General features: G+C 37.5%; 25 protein-coding genes and 2 tRNA genes. 17 read left to right on the top strand and 10 right to left on the bottom strand.

The window, feature by feature from the left end; genetic code table 11:
- Nucleotides 1–909 (top strand): late control protein (locus ACFIKB_RS04825; RefSeq protein ID WP_375652954.1); only part of this gene is annotated, 909 nt, incomplete at its 5' end.
- A gap of 90 nt (nucleotides 910–999) precedes the next feature.
- Here ACFIKB_RS04825 and ACFIKB_RS04820 read toward each other — a convergent pair.
- The gene (locus ACFIKB_RS04820) at nucleotides 1,000–1,320 is read right to left on the bottom strand and encodes an addiction module antidote protein (protein WP_375620577.1); all 321 of its coding nucleotides are present in this window, start codon (nucleotides 1,318–1,320) and stop codon (nucleotides 1,000–1,002) included.
- Nucleotides 1,307–1,609 (bottom strand): type II toxin-antitoxin system RelE/ParE family toxin, encoded by a 303-nt coding sequence (locus tag ACFIKB_RS04815; RefSeq protein ID WP_006589072.1) that lies wholly within the window; start codon nucleotides 1,607–1,609, stop codon nucleotides 1,307–1,309. Before ACFIKB_RS04815 ends, ACFIKB_RS04820 begins: the two co-directional genes overlap by 14 nt.
- Nucleotides 1,610–1,768: 159 nt before the next feature.
- On the opposite strand from ACFIKB_RS04815, the gene ACFIKB_RS04810 reads away from it, so the two are divergent.
- From ACFIKB_RS04810 to ACFIKB_RS04800, 3 genes are all read left to right on the top strand, one after another.
- Nucleotides 1,769–2,431, top strand: coding sequence for a lysozyme (locus ACFIKB_RS04810; protein ID WP_375652952.1), 663 nt, complete (start codon nucleotides 1,769–1,771; stop codon nucleotides 2,429–2,431).
- Nucleotides 2,428–2,655: a hypothetical protein gene (locus ACFIKB_RS04805; RefSeq protein WP_375652951.1), complete on the top strand. Its 228-nt coding sequence runs from the start codon at nucleotides 2,428–2,430 to the stop codon at nucleotides 2,653–2,655. Before ACFIKB_RS04810 ends, ACFIKB_RS04805 begins: the two co-directional genes overlap by 4 nt.
- Before the next feature lie 131 nt (nucleotides 2,656–2,786).
- On the top strand, nucleotides 2,787–2,999 hold the full coding sequence (locus ACFIKB_RS04800) for a hypothetical protein (RefSeq protein ID WP_375644727.1): 213 nt from the start codon (nucleotides 2,787–2,789) through the stop codon (nucleotides 2,997–2,999).
- Nucleotides 3,000–3,258: 259 nt separating this feature from the next.
- On the opposite strand, the gene ACFIKB_RS04795 is transcribed toward ACFIKB_RS04800, so the two are convergent.
- The 5 genes from ACFIKB_RS04795 to ACFIKB_RS04775 all read right to left on the bottom strand — a co-directional run bounded on the left by ACFIKB_RS04795 (nucleotide 3,259) and on the right by ACFIKB_RS04775 (nucleotide 6,452).
- A tRNA-Arg gene (locus ACFIKB_RS04795) sits at nucleotides 3,259–3,335 on the bottom strand.
- 39 nt (nucleotides 3,336–3,374) lie between these two features.
- Entirely contained in the window at nucleotides 3,375–3,680 is a 306-nt protein-coding gene (locus ACFIKB_RS04790; protein WP_015856479.1) for an ETC complex I subunit, read from the bottom strand.
- 89 nt (nucleotides 3,681–3,769) lie between these two features.
- Nucleotides 3,770–3,846 (bottom strand) — tRNA-Pro (locus tag ACFIKB_RS04785).
- 708 nt (nucleotides 3,847–4,554) lie between these two features.
- Nucleotides 4,555–5,244: a DnaA regulatory inactivator HdaA gene (gene hdaA, locus ACFIKB_RS04780; protein WP_026500728.1), complete on the bottom strand. Its 690-nt coding sequence runs from the start codon at nucleotides 5,242–5,244 to the stop codon at nucleotides 4,555–4,557.
- Nucleotides 5,241–6,452 (bottom strand): AI-2E family transporter, encoded by a 1,212-nt coding sequence (locus tag ACFIKB_RS04775; protein ID WP_015856481.1) that lies wholly within the window; start codon nucleotides 6,450–6,452, stop codon nucleotides 5,241–5,243. Before ACFIKB_RS04775 ends, hdaA begins: the two co-directional genes overlap by 4 nt.
- A gap of 158 nt (nucleotides 6,453–6,610) precedes the next feature.
- Between ACFIKB_RS04775 and purM the strand changes: the two genes are divergently transcribed.
- Together purM and purN are read left to right on the top strand one after the other, a co-directional pair.
- Entirely contained in the window at nucleotides 6,611–7,702 is a 1,092-nt protein-coding gene (purM, locus tag ACFIKB_RS04770) for a phosphoribosylformylglycinamidine cyclo-ligase (RefSeq protein WP_375647547.1), read from the top strand.
- Nucleotides 7,699–8,310, top strand: a complete 612-nt coding sequence (purN, locus tag ACFIKB_RS04765; protein WP_375635912.1) for a phosphoribosylglycinamide formyltransferase — start codon at nucleotides 7,699–7,701, stop codon at nucleotides 8,308–8,310. Before purM ends, purN begins: the two co-directional genes overlap by 4 nt.
- Nucleotides 8,311–8,601: 291 nt before the next feature.
- On the opposite strand, the gene ACFIKB_RS04760 is transcribed toward purN, so the two are convergent.
- On the bottom strand, nucleotides 8,602–11,136 hold the full coding sequence (locus ACFIKB_RS04760) for a response regulator (protein ID WP_375635911.1): 2,535 nt from the start codon (nucleotides 11,134–11,136) through the stop codon (nucleotides 8,602–8,604).
- 210 nt (nucleotides 11,137–11,346) lie between these two features.
- Between ACFIKB_RS04760 and ACFIKB_RS04755 the strand changes: the two genes are divergently transcribed.
- A complete protein-coding gene (locus ACFIKB_RS04755; protein WP_015856485.1) occupies nucleotides 11,347–11,823 on the top strand; it encodes a flagellar biosynthetic protein FliO in 477 nt (158 codons plus the stop codon).
- A 52-nt stretch (nucleotides 11,824–11,875) separates the two neighbouring features.
- Here the strand turns inward: ACFIKB_RS04755 and dksA are convergent, their stop codons facing one another.
- Both dksA and ACFIKB_RS04745 read right to left on the bottom strand, forming a co-directional pair.
- Nucleotides 11,876–12,292 carry an RNA polymerase-binding protein DksA gene (dksA, locus tag ACFIKB_RS04750; RefSeq protein WP_015856486.1) on the bottom strand — a complete coding sequence of 139 codons (417 nt, stop codon included), beginning with the start codon at nucleotides 12,290–12,292 and terminating at the stop codon, nucleotides 11,876–11,878.
- Between the two features lie 313 nt (nucleotides 12,293–12,605).
- Nucleotides 12,606–13,139, bottom strand: coding sequence for a flavin reductase (locus tag ACFIKB_RS04745; protein WP_026500725.1), 534 nt, complete (start codon nucleotides 13,137–13,139; stop codon nucleotides 12,606–12,608).
- A gap of 146 nt (nucleotides 13,140–13,285) precedes the next feature.
- Here ACFIKB_RS04745 and rpe point away from each other — a divergent pair, with 146 nt between their 5' ends.
- The 10 genes from rpe (at nucleotide 13,286) to ACFIKB_RS04695 (ending at nucleotide 22,389) form a co-directional block, all read left to right on the top strand.
- A complete protein-coding gene (gene rpe, locus ACFIKB_RS04740; RefSeq protein ID WP_375644732.1) occupies nucleotides 13,286–13,972 on the top strand; it encodes a ribulose-phosphate 3-epimerase in 687 nt (228 codons plus the stop codon).
- Nucleotides 13,972–15,279 carry an adenylosuccinate lyase gene (gene purB, locus ACFIKB_RS04735; protein ID WP_375652950.1) on the top strand — a complete coding sequence of 436 codons (1,308 nt, stop codon included), beginning with the start codon at nucleotides 13,972–13,974 and terminating at the stop codon, nucleotides 15,277–15,279. The genes rpe and purB overlap by 1 nt, the downstream gene beginning before the upstream one ends.
- 69 nt (nucleotides 15,280–15,348) lie before the next feature.
- Nucleotides 15,349–15,897 carry an RBBP9/YdeN family alpha/beta hydrolase gene (locus ACFIKB_RS04730; RefSeq protein ID WP_375635908.1) on the top strand — a complete coding sequence of 183 codons (549 nt, stop codon included), beginning with the start codon at nucleotides 15,349–15,351 and terminating at the stop codon, nucleotides 15,895–15,897.
- Nucleotides 15,898–16,069: 172 nt separating this feature from the next.
- A complete protein-coding gene (gene purC / locus ACFIKB_RS04725; protein ID WP_375635931.1) occupies nucleotides 16,070–16,834 on the top strand; it encodes a phosphoribosylaminoimidazolesuccinocarboxamide synthase in 765 nt (254 codons plus the stop codon).
- Nucleotides 16,835–16,913: 79 nt separating this feature from the next.
- Nucleotides 16,914–17,153 carry a phosphoribosylformylglycinamidine synthase subunit PurS gene (gene purS / locus ACFIKB_RS04720; protein WP_375623949.1) on the top strand — a complete coding sequence of 80 codons (240 nt, stop codon included), beginning with the start codon at nucleotides 16,914–16,916 and terminating at the stop codon, nucleotides 17,151–17,153.
- A gap of 11 nt (nucleotides 17,154–17,164) precedes the next feature.
- Nucleotides 17,165–17,836, top strand: coding sequence for a phosphoribosylformylglycinamidine synthase subunit PurQ (gene purQ, locus ACFIKB_RS04715; RefSeq protein WP_273788188.1), 672 nt, complete (start codon nucleotides 17,165–17,167; stop codon nucleotides 17,834–17,836).
- A 290-nt stretch (nucleotides 17,837–18,126) separates the two neighbouring features.
- On the top strand, nucleotides 18,127–20,337 hold the full coding sequence (gene purL / locus ACFIKB_RS04710) for a phosphoribosylformylglycinamidine synthase subunit PurL (RefSeq protein WP_375652949.1): 2,211 nt from the start codon (nucleotides 18,127–18,129) through the stop codon (nucleotides 20,335–20,337).
- A 59-nt stretch (nucleotides 20,338–20,396) separates the two neighbouring features.
- Nucleotides 20,397–20,630: a BolA/IbaG family iron-sulfur metabolism protein gene (locus ACFIKB_RS04705; protein ID WP_375635930.1), complete on the top strand. Its 234-nt coding sequence runs from the start codon at nucleotides 20,397–20,399 to the stop codon at nucleotides 20,628–20,630.
- A gap of 98 nt (nucleotides 20,631–20,728) precedes the next feature.
- Nucleotides 20,729–21,061 (top strand): Grx4 family monothiol glutaredoxin, encoded by a 333-nt coding sequence (gene grxD, locus ACFIKB_RS04700; protein ID WP_375652948.1) that lies wholly within the window; start codon nucleotides 20,729–20,731, stop codon nucleotides 21,059–21,061.
- Between the two features lie 71 nt (nucleotides 21,062–21,132).
- A complete protein-coding gene (locus tag ACFIKB_RS04695; protein WP_375644734.1) occupies nucleotides 21,133–22,389 on the top strand; it encodes a multidrug effflux MFS transporter in 1,257 nt (418 codons plus the stop codon).
- Nucleotides 22,390–22,679: the final 290 nt, after the last annotated feature.

The raw sequence follows: 22,679 nt of genomic DNA, 5'->3' as shown, positions 1-22,679 counted from the left end.
CCAAAGGTTGATCCTTCTCTTGCAAAAATCGTTGTGCGTCACATTGACCAAACAGCTGAAAGCGATATGGCTTTTGCTACACGCCTTGCAGAAGACTATGATGCGGTAGCAAAGCCCGTTGATGGTAAACTTGTTCTTGCCAAACGGGGTGAAGGCAAAGCCATCACCGGTGAAACACTCCCTATTATTGTTATTCATGAGAAACATTGCACCTCTTGGGATTTTAAATACAGCGCACGAGATGAAGCAGGTGCAGCCAATGGCTTAGAAACGGATGTGGGGGACGATCAAAAAGCTGCAGCTGATGCACGAGAACCAGAAGAGATTGATGATGATGAAAACTTTATCCATATGGATGACAATGACAGAGCACCATCACCATCTGAATCGGAAAAAGCAGAAACAACACCTGAGAAAGAAGAGGAAGACAAAGAGAAAAAAGGCGGTGTTCTCGCAACCTATCATGATTTACGCAGTGGTGAAAAAAAAGAAGTCAAAGTTGGTAACCCACCGTTTCATGAACTCAAATACACCTACCATAACCAATCAGAGGCTGTTGCGGCCATTGCTGCTTATCGCAATAAATCATCACGCGGTAAGTCTTCTTTCTCATGTGATATCGGTGGTGATCCGTTTGTGCAAGCAGAAGCAAAGCTTGTTCAAGAGCCCCCTTTCCGCCCCTATATTCCAGCAGAATGGCGCATCAAGAGCGTTAAGCACAAACTTGATAAAACGGGCGGTTACACCACAAAAATAGAGTGCGAACTTTTTGATAAAGCGCAAGAAGATGCGGCTGGAAACGTTGCAAACACAACACCAGACAAGGATGATACCCTTGATCCAAACGCCCCACCAAACGCATGTGACGAAGGCGAAGGCGTCATCCATATGGATGAAGAGGATACATGATAGGTTATAAACCAGATGTAGAGCCCCTCATTAAAAAGATTGCTTAAGTAAAACACATCTCCCCTCCCCGTTCTTAAAATGGGGAGGTGGTTAAGATGCTTCTTCTAAAGCTGTCTGCTCCTTACAATTCTTTTGAATAGGTGTCAAACTCATTTGCAAATCTAAAGCATTCAAAACACTAAGAAAAGTAGAAAGTCGTGGATCACCTTTATCGCTTAAAGAACGATAAAGAGACTCGCGATTTAGTCCTGTCTCTTGAGAAACAGTTGTCATTCCTTGTTTACGCGCAATAATACCTAATACATGTGCAATATAGCCACTATTTTTGGTTTCTAAAGCATCATCTAATAAGATCTTAAAGTCTTCAGGCGTATTAAAATATTCACTTACATCAAATTTAGTAATTTCCATGTTTCATTTCCTTTACTAATTGAAGGGCTTTTTCGATATCTTTTTGTTGTGTGGATTTATCACCAGCATTTAATAACAAAATGATTTGTTTCCCTTGTTTTACAAAATAAATCCTATAGCCTGGTCCATAATTTATTTTTAGTTCACCAATGCCACGGAAATATTTCACGTCTCCTAGAAGCCCATATTCAAGGCGGAAAATACGTGCAGCAATTTTCTTTTGCACTTGTTTGTCTTTTAACGAGTCTAACCACTCTGTAAAATAGTGTGTTTTTTTAACAATAAACATTTGTAGTTTATATGCTACACAATAGATAATGTCAAATACATTCTTTTGTTCCAATGAACAAGCTACATAGGTTTTAACAAGCCATCCTTTCAAATGGGAAAAATATCAATTTTTTAATCCAGCTCTGCTTTTTGCGGAGCTTTTTTTATGGAGAATCATATGCGAAAAATATCATCAGAAGGACTAGCACTTATCAAACAATGGGAAGGTTTGCGTTTGAACGCCTATAAAGATGCCATTGGGGTGTGGACAATCGGTTATGGACATACAAACAGTGCTGGAAAACCTTTTATTTACGAAGGCATGACAATCACTGAAAAGCAAGCAGAAGAACTTCTTTGCCAAGACTTAAGACAATTTGAAAATGTCGTTGAACGCGCTGTTACAGTTTCATTAACAGATGAACAATTCGCGGCGTTAGTGTCATTTTGCTATAATGTAGGAACAACAGCCTTTTGTAACTCGACACTGTTAAAAAAGCTCAATCAAGGTGAATATGAAGCTGTCCCTGCCGAGCTACAGAAATGGACCAAAGCAGGAGGTAAGCGTCTTGAAGGTCTAGCACACCGGCGCGCGGCAGAAACAGGCTTATGGGCAAAAGGGGCTTATGTTTCCTCCAATTATCAAACAGTAGAAACGCAAGCACCAACGGGGGTTTTCAAAGCAGAAGCTCTTGCACCGATTATTGGCTCTTTCTCAGGTCTTGGCGGCTTGTTAGCAGGCAATGGACCAATCCAATGGGCTTTGGCAACCATTATGGTTTTAGCCGCATGTGCTGGTATTTTCTTTGTTGCTAAACGCTTTCAGGAGCATCGTCTATGATCTTATGGATGAAAAGAAATCTGATGGTAACAGGCGCGGTTTTAGCCGCTTTTTTTATTGCATTAGCAAGAGCATTTACTCTTGGGAAAAAAGCAGAGCAACAAAAGCAAACAGAAAAAGCTTTAAAAGCAACCACAACACGTCTGGAGGTGGAAAGTGAAGTTAATCAAAAAAGTGATGCTGATGTGCGTGCTGCTCTCTCTGACTGGTTGCGCGACAAATAAATATGTTTCTTCTTATGTTGGCTGGTTGCCAATTTATTTAAGCCGGCAAGATCTGAACGCCATCAGTTCAAACTTAGCAAGAGAAATCTTAAAGCACAATAATCTAGGTGAACGCGTGTGTGGGTGGAAACATGGCTAGAAAAAAAACACAAGACGATATAGAGCTTACAGAAGCAGAAAAAGAAATACTTCAAGAAATCATCATGACCTACAAAAGTGTAAAAGTGATGTCTCGTTATACGAAATGGATTGTACTCATTATACTCTTATTAGCGCTTGATTTTTCACGTATTATGGATGCGTTTGTAAGTATTTTTACACAAAAACCAAATATCCAACTCTAAACATACTCTGAGACGCGCGAAATTCTTTAGAAAATGATTTCTTAATTTTGCTCGTCTCATGGAAGCGATAGAGAATGTCTTCGCCCATTTGAAGCAGTGGATTTCAAAGAATTCAAAAAATTATTAGAGAATGTTGGAGGAAAAAGATGAGCTTTGTAACGGTATGTTGGAAAATCCTATTCCCGAACTTTTGTTAACGCTCCCGAACCTTTAAAAAGATTACAAAGAATCAATACGTTATACATGGGTAAAAACTGGATGGTGATCCCGACAGGATTCGAACCTGTGACCCACGGCTTAGAAGGCCGTTGCTCTATCCAGCTGAGCTACGGGACCCAACTGATTATTTTCTCAATTCAAAATAGCATCTTTAATTCAATGTGTCCAAGAGTGCTGCCGATCACTGCGAAAATTATCAGAATAAGAAATAGCACGTCGAATCGACGTACGTTTCTTTTCTACACGGTAAGAGATAGCATTCTTACGCGCAAAAGCAATCGCTTCTTCCTTCCTATTAAATCTGATCCTTACCTGATTATTCATATCAGACGTTGCCGTGTACCCCATAAGAGGTTCAAGCATTTTTGCTTTCACCGGCTCATACTCTAGAATCCAAAAACCTGTATTCCCCTTACCTGACTGCATAGCTGTCTTAGCAGGACTATAAATACGTGCGATCATGCCTTTTTCCTTCAGATTACACAACGCTTGAATGATAGTTTTCCACCACACGTACCCAATTGGGTCATTCTCACACACTTAATCAAATATGGTCGGAGCGATAGGATTCGAACCTACGACCCCCTGATCCCAAATCAGGTGCGCTACCAGGCTGCGCTACGCTCCGCCATTTACATTTACTTGATGCACATTTCCTAAAATTTTCACAACAGAAGTGCAAGAGAAAAACACACTTTTTTTTAATTTTGTTGCATTTCTTTACAAAAAAGCACGTTTTAAAAATTTTTTCCCTACTCAATAACATATTTATTGACAAATAATAGAAAACAACCTCCGTAAAGAATCCAATCTATATTAAAAAAATAATGAATTTCTCTGTAAGGATTTCATAATTTTCATCCTGCTTTAAGCAAACTCTCACTGTATCAAAACGCATTCTACAGATACAATTTTAGAAAAAAACGACTTAAATATCATAGAAAAACTTTCCAAAAGAGAACACAAGCCAAAAAATCAGCTGTATTAAGCTTTTTCCCCTCTTTTTCTATCTTGCAAAGAACTCTTTTATTAAAAATCCTAGAATCTTCTAAAATCCAAATCCATAAACAACAAACATTTTTTCAAAGCACGAAAGTTCCATTATAAATAAAATAAAGCGCTTTTTTAGAAAAATTTTCAAATGCAAAGATGGAAAGAATTCAACATCATACAATAAAATCTCAAAGCTATTTAAGATAAACACATGACTAAAGTAAAAAATACTATTTTTCACTCTTAACAGATATCAAAAAAGAAGAAAATTTAAATGACTTGTCTTGCCACATATTGAAACGATAATAGAAGGACAGAATAAGTAAGCCATGATAGGGAGTATTTACGGATTTCTTCTATTCAAAACTTCAGCAATAACAGCACGTGTTATTTTTCTTTTTCTTTGTAATGCCAACTGATCAACAGAATCAATAACACGCTTCAATGAAAATAAAGAACGTTCACAACGACTTACAAGATAATAAACCGTGTCTGGATGTACAATAAGTTGCCTATCGGAAAAAAGCTTAAATGCAACAGCTGTTAATAATGCATCATCAGGCTGATTAATTTCAACGAACATCACCGAATTAAGACGACTTTTTAGATCATTTAACTTTAAATTCCAAGCGGAAGGAAGTGTTCGTGCCGTCATCAATAAAGTAGCTTGTCGTGCATCAAGATTTGCTTGCTTAATACTGTTAATTAAATGAAAAAGTTCTGTCTCATTAATTTCACCTGCACCAATATCCTCTATTAAAAATGATCTGCCTAAAGAAGCCATAGTAACAGCCTGATCAATTTCATTGTGCTGAATCCTGAAAGCATCTGCTTTTTGGAGCCATATATTAGAAAAATGCGTTTTCCCAGATCCTTCTTTTCCAACCAAAACTGCAATAGGTAAGCTCCAATTGGGCCAATGATCAATAAGCTGAAAAGCCATACGATTGCTTTCCGTTACCACTAAATCCTCAAATTGAAAAATCGGATCATAAGGAAAATTTAAAGATAATTGCGTTTCACGCCCATTCATTTTAGCGGCTCCGAATTTCCCCTTCGCGAATACATCTGAGAACTAAGATAAGTATGAAGAGCAAAACGAACTAAAACGCCAACAGCCGCCGCCGCAGGAACAGCAACAAGCATACCAGTAAAACCAAAGAGTGAAGAAAAAGCAAAAAGTGAAAACATCAACCATACGGGATGTAATCCCACTGATGAACCTACAAGCTTGGGTTGAAGAATATAACCTTCAATAAATTGACCAATTAAAAAAAGTGCCATCACAACGATGATTCCTCCCCAATTATTGGGATAAAACTGGACCCATGCAATACCAACAGAAAGGACCAAACCACTCATTGTGCCGATATAAGGAACAAAGCTAATAAGACCAATAAACATACCAATCAAAAGACCAAAATTGAGTCCTGCAATCGTTAAACCAATAGCATAATAGCCTCCCAATATAAGACAAACTGTTCCTTGTCCACGAACAAAGCCTGCAATAGCTCTATCCATTTCATGAAAAATACTCCGAACGGTTTCAAGATGATCACGCGGTATTAACGAATCAATTGCTGTTACCATACGCGGCCAATCTAATAACATATAAAATGCCACCACAGGTGCCACAACAAATAGGCTAACGATATTAACGATAGATTTTCCTGACTTTAAAAGTGAATTCAAAAGAGACGTAATAAAATCAGAACCTTCTCCCAAAAATCCTTTAATATTATTCCGTAATTCATTTGGATCACTTCCAAAATAGCGCCTTATCCAATCAAAATCATGCTCAACAAAAAAGGTTTGAATACGATTAATATAAACAGGTAAACCATCACTCATAAATTGCTGTATTTGCCAACTAATAACAGGAATCAAAATAACTAAAGCAGCAACAAAGGTAATAACAATAAATAAGGTAATGAGGACAGTCCCAAACACACGGCGAATACCAAATCTTTCAAGTAATTGAACAATAGGATTGAGAAAATAAGCCAACACAATCCCTGCCACAAAAGGAAGCAAAATCGATCCAAAAACAAACATAAAAAGAACGAAAAAAATCAGCGTACTAAGCCAAAAAAAGATTTGCCTTTTCATATTATTCGGCAACGGTAATTGAGTATACGCTGGCACATAAGTCTTATAACGATCACGAGATGTATTCTCACCCACTTTCTTTCTCATAAGTTGCCAAGAAGACTGACCGTGATTATCTGATATCTTGCTCATAAAATATCCTAAAAAATTCTTCACAAAAAATTATAAACATCTTCTAAATAAGGTACAAGAAAAGTTGCTTATTTTCTTATCAATATCTCTTGCAGAGAGAACTCTATCATGGCATTGCATAATGTCAAAACCTGATTTTCCATTAAAGGAAGGCTCCAATGAGCAATCAAGATCTTACAAATAATAAATCCAAAGTTGGTCTTACCTACGCAAAAGCCGGTGTAAACATCGATATGGGTAATGCCATGGTAGAAAAAATTAAACCCTTTATACGCGCGACAAAACGAGCCGGAGCAGATGCAGAAATTGGTGGTTTTGGTGGTCTTTTTGATTTAAAAGCAGCTGGCTTTACAGATCCTATCCTAGTAGCAGCCAATGATGGTGTGGGAACAAAATTAAAAATTGCCATTGAAGTAGGTCACCATAACACTGTAGGTATTGATCTTGTAGCTATGTGTGTCAATGATTTACTCGTACAAGGGGCTGAACCTCTCTTTTTTCTGGATTATTTTGCAACTGGAAAGCTTGACCCAGAACAAGGTGCTACAATTGTTTCTGGTATTGCCGAAGGATGTAAACAAGCCGGTGCTGCTCTTATTGGAGGAGAAACTGCAGAAATGCCAGGAATGTATGCAGAGGGAGATTATGATCTAGCCGGTTTTGCTGTAGGAGCATGCGAACGCAGCAAACTACTCCCTTCAAAAGATTTAACAGAAGGTGATATTATATTAGGTCTAAGCGCCTCTGGAATTCATTCCAATGGCTTTTCGCTTGTTCGACGAATCATCCAGCAACATGATCTCAAATGGAATGACCCTGCCCCTTTTGCCCCCGAAAACAGCCTTGGTATAGCACTTCTTACCCCAACACGCATTTATGTAAAATCGCTTCTTCCCATCATGCAAAAATACGAAGGGATTAAAGCTCTTGCTCATATTACGGGTGGAGGCTTTCCTGAAAATATTCCACGTGTTGTTCCATCTTCTCTCTGCGCTGAAATTAATCTTTCTACCATCAATGTTCCAGCAGTATTTTCATGGATTGCCAAACAAGGTAAAATAGAAGAAGCAGAAATGTTAAGAACATTCAATTGTGGTATTGGCATGATCATTATCGTAGCACAGCATGCAGCTGAAACAATTACGCAAGCTCTTGAAAGAAAAGGAGAGAGTGTAACTCCCCTTGGCATTTTAACAAAACGCCAAGATCAAAATAAAGGAATACTTTATAAAGGGGTACTGCATTTATGAAAAAACAAATCGTCGTTTTCATTTCTGGTAATGGATCCAATATGGTCGCCCTTGCTCAAGCTAGTCAGCAAAAGGAATATCCTGCTGAAATCGTCGCAGTTATTTGCGATAATCCGCGTGCAAATGGTATTGAAAAGGCACAAAACCATAACTTACCTATTCATATTGTTGATCGCAAAATTTACAAAACAAAAGAAGAGCATGAAGAAAGTATTTTTACGATTTTAGATCAATATAAACCGGATTTTCTCTGCTTTGCAGGATATATGCGCCTTATCTCACCACGTTTTGTAAAACTTTACGAAGGACGAATTTTAAACATTCATCCTTCTCTTTTGCCTTCATTTAAAGGCTTAAACACACATGAAAAAGCTTTACAAGCAGGCGTAAAAATCACGGGTTGCACTGTTCACCTTGTTACAGAAGACATGGATGCAGGAAAAATCCTTGCCCAAGCAGCCGTTCCAGTCTATCCCCATGATACTGCTGAGAGCTTAGCACAAAGAGTTCTTAAAGCAGAGCATAAACTCTACCCCGAAGCCTTAAAAGCATTTATTGAAGGGAAGAGCAAAATGGTAGATACGCAGCAACAGCTTTTATCTTTTTGAGTGTATCAACAATCTATTAATTAGCATTTTTCAATGTTTTACACATAATTTGTGCTCAGTGTCTATAATTAAAAATCTCTATGAAATATTAACATAATAAAGTCTATCTCTTCATAAATTTTTGCGCAGAATGTGTGATTTTTTTGAATTTTAGTTAATTTTTCAAATTCTTCTTTTTTATTCAGTTCTATGACATTATCACAAGATCACAAGCCCTATTTATTAAAATACTCTCATATTTCGCCTAAAAAATCTTAAATACGCAATTTTTCTATTGCATAAATTTTTGCCTCATGATGAAAGTGTTTCTTTAACTGTTAGAGCTAACTGTTTGAGTGTAAAAGGTTTAGATAAAAAACCAAAAACAGCATCTTGTGGAAGATTTTTAGCAAAAGCATCTTTTGCATATCCAGAAACGAAAAGAAATTTGATATCAGGATAGTTTTTACGTACTTCCTTCAATAAAGTGGGCCCATCCATTTCTGGCATCACTACGTCGGAAACAATAATATCAACAGCTCCTTTTTGTTCCTCAAGAATAGAGAGTGCCTCCACCCCACTCGCTGCCTCTAAAACCGTATATCCTCTCATTTGAAGAGCTCTTACCCCCCCCATTCTAACCGCATCTTCATCTTCAACCAATAAAACAGTCGCAAATCCTGTTAAGTCTATATTTTTATCTTTTTCTTCATCTTTTTCAATCTTTTGAGAAATTTCTCCTTTTATATTGGGGATATAACGGGGAAGAAAAATATGAAATGTTGCTCCTTCACCTTCTTTACTTTCACAATAAATGCACCCACCGCTCTGCTTGATAATTCCATAAACCATTGATAAACCAAGGCCTGTTCCTTTTCCAACTTCTTTTGTTGTAAAAAATGGCTCAAACATTTTTTCTTGTATAGCAGCAGATATACCAGCCCCTGTATCTGAAATAGTCAATTGCACATACTCACCAATTACTAAACCAAGATGATTAAATTCAGCACTTTGTTGCTTTGTAATATTGTTTGTCGCAATCGTAACAATACCTCCATCTAACATGGCATCACGCGCATTAATAACCAAATTCATAATAACACGCTGAAAAGATGCTTGATCAACTTCAACACTCCACAAATCTCTTCCATGGATAATTTTTAACTGAATATTATTTCCCAAGAGTGGTACAATAAGATTGCGAATATCCGATAAAAATTCAGTAAAATCAACTTCTTCAGGTCGAAGTGTTTGCTTTCTAGAAAAAGCTAATAATTGCTGTACAAGAGCAGCTGCACGATTAGCATTATTTTTAATATTGATCAGATCAGCATGAGCAGGATCAGAACTACGATGCGTATTTAAAAGAAGATCACACGACATTAAAATTGCTGTTAAAACATTATTAAAATCATGAGCAATGCCGCCAGCCAATTGTCCAACAGCTTGCATTTTCTGACTTTGCATCATTTTATCTTCAAGCGTTTTTTGTTCGGTTGTTTCAATCACAGAGACAATAAGTAAATCTTGCAATGCATCACCATGATAGGGCGGTACAGACATAATATGAAGCCGTAAATGGCATTCTTCATTTTTTTCCAAAACAGTTTCTAGAGAAACAAAATAATTTTTATTTGTCGCGATTCTCTGAAAAGAACGCTCTAACTGCACACAATCACGACGAGAAATAACATCATAAAAATTGACTGCTTTGTCCACACATCCCGTGAGTGATGAAAAAGCTTTATTCATATGAACCAATTGCCCTTCATGATCCACCACGGCTATTGCAAAAGGACTCGCATCAAAATATTCTCCTAATATAGTGGGTAATTTTAATTGATCGTCCTCTTCTTTTTGTATTTGTTGTGGAATGATCACAATGCGATAAACGGCTTCCTCTTCTAAGAGAGAAGAAACAGAGATAAGACAATGGAATATTTTCTCACAAGTCGCTTGTGAATTTAAACATAACGAAAACTTATAAGGTAATGAGTAACCTGAACTTTGATATCTGTTGGTTTGCAAACAGATATCACTCCATGAGCTCTTAGCGCCAACGCTATCAAATAACGAATCAAAATTATATTGACCAATTGAGAAACTCGCTAAATCAATTGAAAACCATTCGGCAAAAACCGCATTAGCATAAAGAATAGTTCCTTGTGTATTAACTGATACAAAACCAATAGGAGCTTGATCCAAGTGATTGATAGCCTCTTGAAGGTTCGAGAAAAAAACTTCTCGCGTTTGTTGTAAATGCGAAATATCAGCAATACGCCAAAATAAAAGCTTTTTTTTCTGTTTTGTGATAGGTTGAACAGAAATATTATACCAAACAGATTTTTTTGGTGTAGCATCGGTAAAAATTGGTTGTTCTACTCTTAATTCCTCTTGCGCTGCAAGATTATTACAGGCTGCAACCTTTAAGCGATACGAAAGTGCGCCAGCTCCTGGAAGATCAGCAATAACCATATAACAAGACACTTCAGGCTTATAGGTCAGAATTTTTCGATAGTTTTGATTAGAATAATAAACAAAACCAGAAAGGTCAGAGATTACAATTGCATCATCGCTCCCATTAAAGATGCTAAAATCAAAATCTTCATGCAACCACACATGGTATCTTAAAATTCCCATTCCACACAAAACAAGTGTTGCAACGCCGATAATTGCTAGAATCAAAAAAGATATCAATATAGCCTTTTGCAAATAGCTTTGTGGATAAAAAAAACCTAAAATACCCACAATGAAAAGAGAAACTAATATAAAAACAACACTAAAAATCACAACTCTTCGATGAACAGAAGACGCTGATCTTTTATTATTATCAAAACCTTTATCCATCTCTCATTGCCTTAGATTTAGCTGTTTCTTATATCACAAAACTTCCTTTATATTCATTGTTATAAAGTATATACTATGATATTATCTCTAAGAAAGCTCACTTAATGTTAAAAAGTTTATTTCTTGTATTTAAGTGAACCTTTTAAGGGTGTGTTTATAAATTTATCTCGATAAAAAACGATATTTTCACACAAAAATGGGAGAAAATCTATGTATATCTGGTTATCAGAGCAAATAGGTGTATCTGCTGCGAAAATAACGATAAGCTTTTTGTTTTTTATAATAACAATCGTTGCTATTACCATAATTATCTTGTTTTTACGTCGTTTAAGTACGAGAAGATTCAGCATTAATAGAAAAAAAAGTCTATCACGATTAGCATTATGTGAAGTAATTTCTATAGATCGAGCACGCCGCCTTGTTTTAGTCCGTTGCGATAATAAAGAACATTTGCTCCTTATTGGTGGATTAACAGATGTGGTTGTAGAATCCGATATTACCGGTACATCAAAAATACAAAAGGGAGAAACGCTCACACATCCCAATTCCGCCCCTACAGAAAGAAACGATATACCGGATAAAAATCCCTCTCCTTTTACGAATCAAGCGGTAAAAGATTCAGCAATTACCGCCGAAATTGAGGGACGGCAAGAACCATCTTTATTCATTCCTACCCCTCAAAAATAAAAATATACAATTTTATCACCACGAGTTTTGTTTGTTTATCATTTCAATGACCTTAATCATCGCGATAAACTCTTTCACGTCGTTCGTGACGTTCTTGCGCTTCCAATGACAAAACGGCTATTGGCCGAGCCTCAAGACGCTTTATACTAATGGGTTCGCCGGTTTCTTCACAAAAGCCATATGTCCCATTATCAATGCGCTCTAAAGCAGCATCTATTTTTGAAATAAGTTTCCTCTGACGATCCCGCGCACGTAATTCGATTGTACGATCAGTTTCACAAGAAGCCCTATCAGTCAAATCAGGTTGACCAACATTCTCTTCCTGCAAATTTTCCAAAGTCTCACGAGCTTCTTTTAATATATCATTCTTCCAAGAAACCAATTTAGCACGAAAATACGCCTTTTGCCGCTCATTCATAAAAGGCTCATCTTCACTAGGGCGATATTGACCATCAATCTCTTCGCTCATGCAATAAAAAACCTCCACATATGCTATGTGCGGTCTATATATTGTGCAATACCCATCAACACAAGAGTAAAATGTTTTTTCATAACAATCTACAAATATGTCTAAATACACTGTTTAGATTTGATCGCTTTTCTATGTAGATTGGATTCTTGATCAAATCTCATCCAGAACATTTTTCTTGCTTACTGAGAAACTTCAAAAAGAAGGAAATCTAATATCAGATATCAGAGTCATCACTCCCCTGCTTTCTCATCGTTTAAAATCTAAATGAAGCAACAATAAATCATTTCAGCAATGCAAAAAAATAAAATCTTTATAAAGGCAAAGTGTGATATTCACGTTTTAAATACATCAAAGCATCTTTTTCTTTATTACAGTTGATTGCAACAACCTCACCAATCAAAACACAATGGGTTGCGTGCTCGTGCCAACAAATCAAACGACAATCAAACGACGCTAGAGCGTCTGAAAGACTAGGCGCCCCCGTTTGCAAAACTCCCCATTGAGCAGCATCAAAACGCTCATTTTGTGTAAGAGTGCAACACCTCGAAAAAACATCCGCTAATGAACGATGTTTTCCTGCCAAGCTATTAACACAAAAATTTCCATTCTCCATAAACACCTGATTCTTTAAATTATGGCGCATGAGACAAACAAGAAGGGTTGGAGGATTATCAGATAAAGAACAACACGCCGAAACAGTCACCCCGCGTCTTCCCTTAATGCCATTTGTTGTCACAATATGCACAGCTCCTGCAAAAAGACTCATGGCATCTCGATATTCTTGGGAAGAAACCGCAATATTATGTTGAAGTTCAGGCATCAAATATGTTTTATGATTCGACATATCTTTCACTTATAAAGCTTTAAAATTTCAAGCGATCTTTCCATAACAAAGACCTATAATACATATTTTTTCTTTTCCGTCATAACACAAAAGATATTTGTGTATACACAGCGATATGATAAAAACAGCCAATCAAGGAGATTTTAATGCCCCATTCTCATCTCATTTCGCCTTCACTCTTGGCTTCTGATTTTTCTAAACTTGGACAAGAAATGTTAGATGTTGTTGATGCTGGTGCAGATTGGCTTCATCTTGATATCATGGATGGACACTTTGTTCCTAACATCACCTTTGGTCCTGAAATAGTCAAGGCTCTGCGCCCATTAACCAAAGCAACATTTGATGTCCACCTGATGATCGCACCGGTAGACCCTTATTTGGAAGCTTTTGCAAAAGCGGGTTCAGATATTATAACCATTCATGCTGAAGCAAGTCCACATCTTCATCGTTCATTACAAACAATAAAAAAAATGGGAAAAAAAGCAGGAATTGCACTCAATCCAAGCACCCCTGAACATGTACTTGAATATTTGCTTGATCAATTAGATCTCATTCTCATCATGACGGTTAATCCCGGTTTTGGTGGACAAAGTTTTATTCCAGAAATAAAAGATAAAATTAAGCGCGTTAAAAGCATGATTGCAAACCGCCCTATTGATCTTGAAGTTGATGGTGGTATCACCGTTGATACAATTGGGATAGCTGCAAAAGCTGGTGCAAATGTATTTGTCGCAGGCTCTGCAATTTATAAAAACGGAAATAAAGAGCTTTACAAAACACGTATTAATGCATTGCGCCAAGCCGCAATCCTCTCACAAGAAGGAAAAAAATAATGATCGCACGTTATTCCCGCCCTGCAATGGTAGCAATTTGGTCTCCCGAAACAAAATATCGTATTTGGTTTGAAATTGAAGCCCATGCCTGTGATGCCCTTGCTCACTTAGGGATTATTCCGAAAGAAGCCGCCAAAGTCATTTGGGAAAAAGGAGCAGCAGCTAAATTTGATATCAATCGCATTGATGAAATTGAAGCAATTACCAAACATGATGTTATCGCATTTCTGACCCACCTAGCTGAATTCATTGGACCAGAGGCGCGTTTCATCCACCAAGGCATGACATCATCTGATGTTCTAGATACAACGCTAAACATTCAATTGATGCGTGCTAGTGATATTTTGCTAGAGGATATAGATCAACTTCTTGAAGCATTAAAAAGACGTGCTTTTGAGCATAAAGAGACAATCACCATTGGGCGGAGTCATGGCATTCATGCTGAACCGACAACATTTGGAATCAAGTTTGCTCTCGCATACGCTGAATTTTCCCGTTGTCGCAAACGTCTTCTTGCAGCACGAGAAGAAATTTCTACTTGCGCAATTTCAGGAGCTGTAGGAACTTTTGCAAATATCGATCCCCGCGTTGAAGAACATGTAGCAAAAGCCTTGAGGATGCGTGCTGAACCGGTTTCCACTCAAGTAATACCAAGAGATCGTCATGCTATGTTTTTTGCAACACTTGGTGTTATTGCTTCCTCTATTGAAAGGTTAGCAATAGAAATACGCCATTTACAACGAACAGAAGTTCTTGAAGCAGAGGAACATTTCTCACCTGGGCAAAAAGGTTCATCGGCAATGCCTCATAAACGTAATCCAGTTTTAACAGAAAATTTAACTGGATTAGCCCGCATGGTACGTGCATTTGCACTCCCAGCCATGGAAAATGTTGCACTTTGGCATGAACGCGATATTTCTCATTCATCTGTTGAGCGTTATATTGCTCCAGATGCGACTATTACACTTGATTTTGCTCTTTCTCGCCTCACATCTGTCATTGAAAATCTCATTGTCTATCCAGAAAATATGCAAAAAAATCTCAATAAATTCCGCGGTCTTGTTCACTCACAACGGGTGCTTTTAGCACTCACGCAAGCAGGAATCAGTCGTGAAGATTCTTATCGGATTGTACAACGAAATGCGATGAAAGTTTGGGAACAAGGAAAAGATTTCTTAGAAGAACTCCTCAACGACAAAGATGTTACCAAAGCTTTAAGTGAAGAAGAACTTCGTGAAAAATTTGATCTTTCTTACCACACCAAACATATCAATACGATTTTTAAACGTGTTTTTGAAGAACAATAAAGGCGACATAGAAAACCCAAATCTATTCTACCTATGATCAAAAATCTATTGTAACAAAGAAAACAATTCATGAAAGCAAATCAACTCGATATTCTTATTGTTCCTGGCTACAAAGGATCTGGTCCAGATCATTGGCAAACACGCTGGGAAAAAAAATTGTCGACGGCCCGCCGCATTGAACAACTCCATTGGTCAAAGCCTGTTTGTGAAGAGTGGGTTAACAAAATTAAAACTGCCATCGCAAAAGCTCAAAGGCCTGTTATGCTTATTGCTCATTCATTAGGAGTTCCCAGCGCTATTCATGCAACGGTACAAAATACAGAAAAAATTTGCGGCGCTTTCTTTGTTGCACCTCCAGATGTCTCCAATGAGAAAATACGTCCCAAACATTTAATGACATTTGGCCCCTATCATCGTCAAAAACTGCCTTTTCCTTCTATTGTCATAGCCAGTCGCAACGATGAGTTTTGTCAATTTTCAGTAGCAGAAAAAATTGCCAATGATTGGGGATCACTCTTTGTTGATGCTGGGTATTCTGGCCATATTAACGCAGAATCCGGACACGGACCTTGGCCTGAAGGGCTTATGGTCCTCTCTCACTTTCTTGCAAAAATTTGATCAAAGAGAGGTAATCTTCTTTCTCATCACTTATGTATCTTCACCTTTGGGTAGACGTGTAATGACAAAAATTATAAAAGTATCATAGCAATATCATTGAGAAATTCTATCAATTAGGATAGTATCATTCACCAATGTTATTAAAACCTCTCAAGATAAATAGAGAATCATGATGAATCGTCGCCACCGTATCTATGAAGGCAAGGCTAAAATTTTATATGAAGGACCTGAACCAGGAACTTATATTCAATTTTTTAAAGATGATGCAACTGCCTTTAATGCAAAAAAACATGAGATTATCGACGGAAAAGGGGTTTTAAACAACCGAATTTCGGAACATATCTTTAGCCATCTTGGGCGTTTGGGCATCCCAACACATTTTATCAAACGTATAAACATGCGCGAACAGCTTATTAAAGCAGTGGAAATCATTCCGTTGGAAGTTGTTGTTCGCAATGTTGCTGCCGGCTCTCTTGCTAAGCGTTTAGGACTGGAAGAAGGAACCCCGCTTCCGCAAGCCATCATTGAGTTCTACTATAAAAATGATTCTCTCGATGATCCTATGGTAACGGAAGAACATATCACAGCTTTTGGGTGGGCTGTCCCACAAGAGCTAGAAGATATCATGCAACTTTCAATTCGTGTTAATGATTTTCTTTCTGGGCTTTTTGCCGGTGTTAACATCCAATTAATTGATTTTAAAATGGAATTTGGTCGCCTGTGGGAAGATGAAACGATGCGTATTGTTCTTGCTGATGAAATCTCACCTGATTCTGCACGACTATGGGATATGCACACACAAGAAAAAATGGATAAAGACCGTTTTCGTCGTGATATGGGTGGGCTTATTAATGCCTATCAAGAAGTTGCCAAACGCCTTGGTATTATGAATGAAAACGAACCAACACGACCAAGTGGTCCCGTTCTCGTAAAGTAAAAACAGGGCAAAAAAACATCACCTTATATAAATACCCCTCTTCAAAGGAGAGGTTCTTTTAACAAGCAGGAAGCAAAAAATGAAAGCACGCATTACGGTTACTTTAAGAGAAAGCGTTCTTGATCCACAAGGAGAAGCAATTGTCGGTGCTTTAAAAAGTTTAGCTTTCGAAGGCATTCAATCCATTCGTCAAGGAAAGGTTTTTGATATTGTTCTTGATGATCTACCTTCTGAAACCGCAAAGAAAAAACTTGAACAAATGTGTGAAGAGTTACTCGCAAATACTGTCATTGAAAATTATACAATCGAACTTTTTTAAGTGGAACACTCATGAAAACTGCCATCATTCAACTTCCTGGATTAAATCGTGATCGAGATATGGTTGCAGCATTACACCATATAACGGGAGTTGAGCCACTAAAAATTTGGCAAACAGAAACAACAATTCCAGATGTAGATGTTATTATTATTCCTGGTGGTTTTTCCTATGGCGACTACTTAAGATGTGGTGCTATTGGAGCGCGAACTCCCATCTTAAAAGCCATTCGTGAAAAAGCACAAGAAGGTACTACAATAATAGGTATCTGTAATGGATTTCAAATTTTGTTGGAAGCAGGATTATTACCTGGAACTTTAATGCGTAACGCTTCTTTAAAATTTGTTTGTCGTGAAATCAAACTTGAAGTCGTTAACGCCAAGACGAAATTTTCTCGATATTATTCTCAAGGACAAATTATTCGTTGTCCTGTTGCCCATCACGATGGAAATTATTTTGTTGATAGTGAAACATTAAAGCAAATGGAAGACAATGAACAAATTGTTTTTCGCTATGCAGAAAATACAAACCCGAACGGATCAATGAAAGATATTGCTGGTATTGTTAATAAAGCTGGTAATATTCTTGGTATGATGCCTCATCCTGAAAACTTTATTGAACCCGCCCACGGAGGTATTGACGGTCGTTTACTTTTTCAAAGTGCTTTAGAGTTGGTAAATGGATGATGTTGCAAAAATACTCGCGCTCCATGATTGTCAAAAACAAGGATCTATACTATTCCTCGCATCGTAAATCTATGAACAAAGCTCTTCACAAACAACAATGGATATTATTTTCTAAACACATAAGTATTTAAGACCATTTTAGTCTTAAATCCCACCAAACAAACGAACAAAAACTTCAGATTAATATCTATAACTATTTATTATTAAACAACATTATTGCTTATAATATAAGCTACTAGATTAAAAAAATAAAAATGCTAAATTTCGATTAATTTAACGGATAAATACTCATGAAGCCTTGCAATAACATCATTATTACACCAGAACTCATTGCACAACACGGGCTAAAAGAGGATGAATATCAACGTATCCTGATGTTAATCGATAGAGAACCAACATTTACTGAACTAGGAATTTTTTCTGCAATGTGGAACGAACATTGTTCCTATAAATCATCTAAAAAATGGCTAAAGACTCTTCCGACAGAAGGAAAATGTGTCATCCAAGGACCTGGTGAAAATGCTGGTGTTGTCGATATTGGCGAAGGGCAATGTGTTGTTTTCAAAATGGAAAGCCATAACCACCCTTCTTATATTGAACCTTATCAAGGTGCAGCGACAGGTGTTGGTGGTATTTTACGTGATGTCTTTACAATGGGAGCCCGTCCTGTTGCTGCTATGAATGCATTGCGATTTGGTGCTCCTGACCACCCACGAACACGCCATCTTGTTTCTGGTGTTGTTTCTGGAATTGGTGGTTACAGCAATGCTTTCGGCGTTCCAACTATTGGTGGAGAAGTAAATTTTGATGAGCGTTATAATGGCAATATCCTTGTTAACGCTTTTGTCGCCGGTATTGCAAAGACAAATGCCCTTTTTTATTCTAAAGCGCAAGGTATTGGACTCCCTGTTGTTTATCTTGGTGCAAAAACAGGACGTGATGGTGTCGGTGGAGCAACAATGGCTTCTGCTGAATTTGATGATTCAATCAGTGAAAAACGCCCAACTGTTCAAGTAGGTGATCCTTTTACAGAAAAATGTCTCCTTGAAGCATGTTTAGAGCTCATGGAACTTGGAGCCGTAGTTGCTATTCAAGATATGGGGGCAGCAGGACTCACCTCTTCTGCCGTTGAAATGGGTGCAAAAGGAAATCTAGGGATACAGCTTAATCTCGATACAGTTCCTGTTCGAGAAGAAAACATGACAGCCTATGAAATGATGCTTTCTGAAAGTCAAGAGCGTATGCTCATGGTTCTTAAACCAGAACTAGAAAAGCAAGCAGAAGCAATTTTTCATAAGTGGGGGCTGCATTTTTCTATCATTGGAAAAACAACCGATGATTTACGTTTTCGTGTATTTCATCAAGGAGAAGAAGTTGTCAATCTTCCCATCAAAGAGCTTGGTGATGAAGCGCCTGTTTATGATCGTCCTTGGAGTGAGCCGGCAAAAAAAACACCCTTGAAAGCAGAAGACGTCAAAAAAGTTGAAAATCTTGGTGATGCGCTTCTATCCTTATTGAATTCTGCTGATCAAAGTTCACGGCGATGGGTTTATGAACAATATGATACCCTTATCCAAGGAAATAGCCTTGTTTGTCCAGGAGGTGATGCAGGCGTTATCCGTGTAGGAAACAACAGCAAACGTGCTCTTGCTTTTTCTTCTGATGTAACACCTCGCTATTGTGAAGCAGACCCTTATGAAGGAGGAAAACAAGCTGTCGCAGAATGCTGGCGAAACATTAGTACGACAGGTGCAACACCACTGGCTGCGACAGATAATCTCAATTTTGGTAACCCTGAAAAACCTGAAATTATGGGACAGCTGGTTTTAGCTATTAAAGGTATAGGAGAAGCTTGTAGAATCCTCGATTTTCCTATCGTTTCAGGCAATGTTTCTCTTTACAACGAAACAAATGGGGAAGCCATTCTTCCAACCCCCACAATTGCTGGTGTAGGCCTTCTTAATGATTGGTCTAAAATGGTAACAATAAGTGGTATGCAAAATGGAGATATTCTTGTTTTAGTAGGAAATTGCGGCTCCCATTTAGGACAATCAATTTATGCACGTAACATTTTAAATATTGATGCAGGTACCCCCCCCCCTGTAGATTTACAACTTGAAAAAAAGCATGGTCAATTTGTTCGAGATGCCATTAATAGCGGTTTTGTTCACGCCGCCCATGACCTTTCTGACGGAGGATTAGCGATAGCACTTGCTGAAATGGTGATTAAAGCAGGTAAAGGAATCAAAGTAACGTTAAGCAATAAATCACCCTATCATGCAGAACTTTTTGGAGAAGACCAAGGACGTTATCTTTTAGCCGTCAAACCTCACTCTCTCAATAGTCTTAAAGAGCGTGCACAAATCAATACAGTTTCTTTAACAGAGCTAGGTCAAGTTGAGGGAACTTCTCTCAATATAGATGGGATATTAACACTTTCAGTAGACAAACTCACAAAAGCCTATGAAAACTGGTTTCCACAATTTATGGGTGAAGAGTAAAAATTGTTTTTTTCTCTTAAACAGCCTTTATAAAAAATGAATAACATAGGAGAATAATGATGGCAATGAGTGCCCATGCAATTGAAACGCTTATTCGTGAAGGCATTCCTGATGCTACTGTAACAATTCGTGATCTTGCTGGAGATGGGGAACATTACGCTGCAGAAGTTATTTCTGAAAGTTTTCGTGGTAAAACCCGTATTCAACAACATAAAATGGTCTATGATGCCCTTAAAGGCAATATGGGAAATGACCTTCACGCCTTAATGTTGCAAACAAATATCCCAAAATAATCTAAAATTTCTTCTTGCATTCACTCATTTAATACGATTAAAAACAGTATGAATATAAATTACACACTTATAAAAATCTGAAATATCGAGGGATAAAAATGACCACTGTTCGTGATTTTATTGACAACGAGATTAAAACAAACGACGTCATTTTATTCATGAAAGGAACACCTGACGCTCCGCAATGCGGGTTTTCAGGACAAGTTGTTCAAATCCTTGACTATTTAGGATTGAATTATAAAGGAATTAATATCTTAACTTCTAACGAATTGCGTCAAGGAATTAAAGATTACTCAAATTGGCCAACAATTCCACAGCTGTATATCAAGGGTGAATTTGTCGGAGGCTGTGATATTGTTAAAGAGATGTTTCAAAACAATGAGTTACAGGAACTTTTGAAAGAAAAAAATATTCCCTGTAATCAATCATAGGTATCTTTCATTTTATTCAGACTCTTAAAAAGAGCTGTTTTCAGACGAAATTTCTATTTCAAGGATGCCATATGTCATATTCAGTCGATGAACAAACGCATAGTGATGCGATTAGAAAAAAAATTGGCTATAAAGAATTTGTTATTCTTATTGCTTCGCTCATGGCTATTAACGCTATAGCTGTTGATATTATGCTGCCAGCTATGCCTAATATTTTAGATGGCTTAAATGTTCTCAATGAAAATGATCAACATTATATCATTTCGAGTTATCTTATTAGCTATGGTATTGCTCAAATATTTTTCGGTCCAATAAGCGATAGGTATGGACGACGTAAACTTATTCTTATTGGTCTTGCTTTTTATTCATTTACGGCGATTGGCTGTGCCTTTGTAACTGATTTTTCTCTCTTACTTATTTTGCGTATCTTACAAGGTATTGGAGGAGCTGCTATGCGGGTTCTTACAGTTTCCGTCGTACGTGATCTTTACAGTGGTCGAAAAATGGCAGAAGTTATGTCTATTGTTATGATGGTTTTTCTTGTTGCACCAATGGTTGGTCCCGCAACAGGACAGATCATTTTACTGCTCGGACATTGGCAATATATTTTTATTTTCATGGCAATGATTGGTTTCGGGTTGATGATTTGGATTCAATTCCGCTTGCCGGAAACTCTTTATGCGCAACGCTCTCTTTCCTTTTCTTCAGTCAAACATAATTTATGGATTGTAATAACCAATCGCACAACACTTTGCTATACACTAGCAACTTCGATTATTTTAGGCTGTATCTTTACTGCCGTTAATACATCACAACAAACGTATGAAGGGATCTATAATCTAGGACTTTGGTTCCCTATTGCCTTTGCAGTTGGTGCTGCATTTCAGGCTTTCTCATCATTCATGAACTCTCAACTCGTTGGACGCCTTGGAATGCGGCGTATTGCTCATACTATGCTTTTGCTCTTTTGTATCACTTCATGTGTATGGTTTATTGGCTCTATCTTAACAGATGGTATTCTTCCTTTTGCTTTTTACATGCTGTTATTCTGTATATTGATGTTTGCCTGCGGTGGCATTATGGCCAATTTCAATACACTCGCTCTCGAATCTGTGGGGGAAATTGCTGGAACAGCTTCTTCTGTATCCGGCTTTCTTCAAACATCTATCGGTGCAGGACTCAGCTTTTTTATTGCCCAACAATTTGATGAAACAACCATCCCAAACTCAGCAGGATTTTTCTTTTTGAGTCTCGCTGCCATACTTCTCGTCTTATGGGCTGAACGTGGGCATCTTTTTAGGCAATATCATAGCAATCCTAACGAATAAATATTACTACGAAAGATTAATAACATCTCTCTTGAACAATAAGGAGATAAACCGATCAGACAAATAAAACATCTCCAAATAGAACACTCTTGTGTTAAACAATCACATTGTTTATTTAAAGGTACAGCTCTGTTTGTTTAAAGATACAGCTCTCAAAATATCAAATCATTTCACGACAGCCCCCATAAATGCTGTAATGTTAAAAAACAGTTTTGATTGATTTAACCTGAACAAGATCGAAATAGAAAAAACTCACGCTTTAGGTTTTTCTTTCAATATAAAAATAATAA

This window comes from Bartonella sp. MR110HLJHH (assembly GCF_042194225.1).
GTDB lineage: Bacteria > Pseudomonadota > Alphaproteobacteria > Rhizobiales > Rhizobiaceae > Bartonella > Bartonella grahamii.
Note: the sequence above shows the minus strand (reverse complement) of the source record. Positions and strands in the feature narration are given on the sequence as shown.

Excerpts from the sequence above, each read along its gene's own strand:
- ACFIKB_RS04820 (WP_375620577.1), bottom strand. The coding sequence starts at position 1,320 with ATGGAAATTACTAAATTTGATGTAAGTGAATATTTTAATACGCCTGAA.
- ACFIKB_RS04815 (WP_006589072.1), bottom strand. The coding sequence starts at position 1,609 with ATGTTTATTGTTAAAAAAACACACTATTTTACAGAGTGGTTAGACTCG.
- ACFIKB_RS04810 (WP_375652952.1), top strand. The coding sequence starts at position 1,769 with ATGCGAAAAATATCATCAGAAGGACTAGCACTTATCAAACAATGGGAA.
- ACFIKB_RS04805 (WP_375652951.1), top strand. The coding sequence starts at position 2,428 with ATGATCTTATGGATGAAAAGAAATCTGATGGTAACAGGCGCGGTTTTA.
- ACFIKB_RS04800 (WP_375644727.1), top strand. The coding sequence starts at position 2,787 with ATGGCTAGAAAAAAAACACAAGACGATATAGAGCTTACAGAAGCAGAA.
- ACFIKB_RS04790 (WP_015856479.1), bottom strand. The coding sequence starts at position 3,680 with ATGATCGCACGTATTTATAGTCCTGCTAAGACAGCTATGCAGTCAGGT.
- hdaA (WP_026500728.1), bottom strand. The coding sequence starts at position 5,244 with ATGAATGGGCGTGAAACGCAATTATCTTTAAATTTTCCTTATGATCCG.
- ACFIKB_RS04775 (WP_015856481.1), bottom strand. The coding sequence starts at position 6,452 with ATGAGCAAGATATCAGATAATCACGGTCAGTCTTCTTGGCAACTTATG.
- purM (WP_375647547.1), top strand. The coding sequence starts at position 6,611 with ATGAGCAATCAAGATCTTACAAATAATAAATCCAAAGTTGGTCTTACC.
- purN (WP_375635912.1), top strand. The coding sequence starts at position 7,699 with ATGAAAAAACAAATCGTCGTTTTCATTTCTGGTAATGGATCCAATATG.
- ACFIKB_RS04760 (WP_375635911.1), bottom strand. The coding sequence starts at position 11,136 with ATGGATAAAGGTTTTGATAATAATAAAAGATCAGCGTCTTCTGTTCAT.
- ACFIKB_RS04755 (WP_015856485.1), top strand. The coding sequence starts at position 11,347 with ATGTATATCTGGTTATCAGAGCAAATAGGTGTATCTGCTGCGAAAATA.
- dksA (WP_015856486.1), bottom strand. The coding sequence starts at position 12,292 with ATGAGCGAAGAGATTGATGGTCAATATCGCCCTAGTGAAGATGAGCCT.
- ACFIKB_RS04745 (WP_026500725.1), bottom strand. The coding sequence starts at position 13,139 with ATGTCGAATCATAAAACATATTTGATGCCTGAACTTCAACATAATATT.
- rpe (WP_375644732.1), top strand. The coding sequence starts at position 13,286 with ATGCCCCATTCTCATCTCATTTCGCCTTCACTCTTGGCTTCTGATTTT.
- purB (WP_375652950.1), top strand. The coding sequence starts at position 13,972 with ATGATCGCACGTTATTCCCGCCCTGCAATGGTAGCAATTTGGTCTCCC.
- ACFIKB_RS04730 (WP_375635908.1), top strand. The coding sequence starts at position 15,349 with ATGAAAGCAAATCAACTCGATATTCTTATTGTTCCTGGCTACAAAGGA.
- purC (WP_375635931.1), top strand. The coding sequence starts at position 16,070 with ATGAATCGTCGCCACCGTATCTATGAAGGCAAGGCTAAAATTTTATAT.
- purS (WP_375623949.1), top strand. The coding sequence starts at position 16,914 with ATGAAAGCACGCATTACGGTTACTTTAAGAGAAAGCGTTCTTGATCCA.
- purQ (WP_273788188.1), top strand. The coding sequence starts at position 17,165 with ATGAAAACTGCCATCATTCAACTTCCTGGATTAAATCGTGATCGAGAT.
- purL (WP_375652949.1), top strand. The coding sequence starts at position 18,127 with ATGAAGCCTTGCAATAACATCATTATTACACCAGAACTCATTGCACAA.
- ACFIKB_RS04705 (WP_375635930.1), top strand. The coding sequence starts at position 20,397 with ATGGCAATGAGTGCCCATGCAATTGAAACGCTTATTCGTGAAGGCATT.
- grxD (WP_375652948.1), top strand. The coding sequence starts at position 20,729 with ATGACCACTGTTCGTGATTTTATTGACAACGAGATTAAAACAAACGAC.
- ACFIKB_RS04695 (WP_375644734.1), top strand. The coding sequence starts at position 21,133 with ATGTCATATTCAGTCGATGAACAAACGCATAGTGATGCGATTAGAAAA.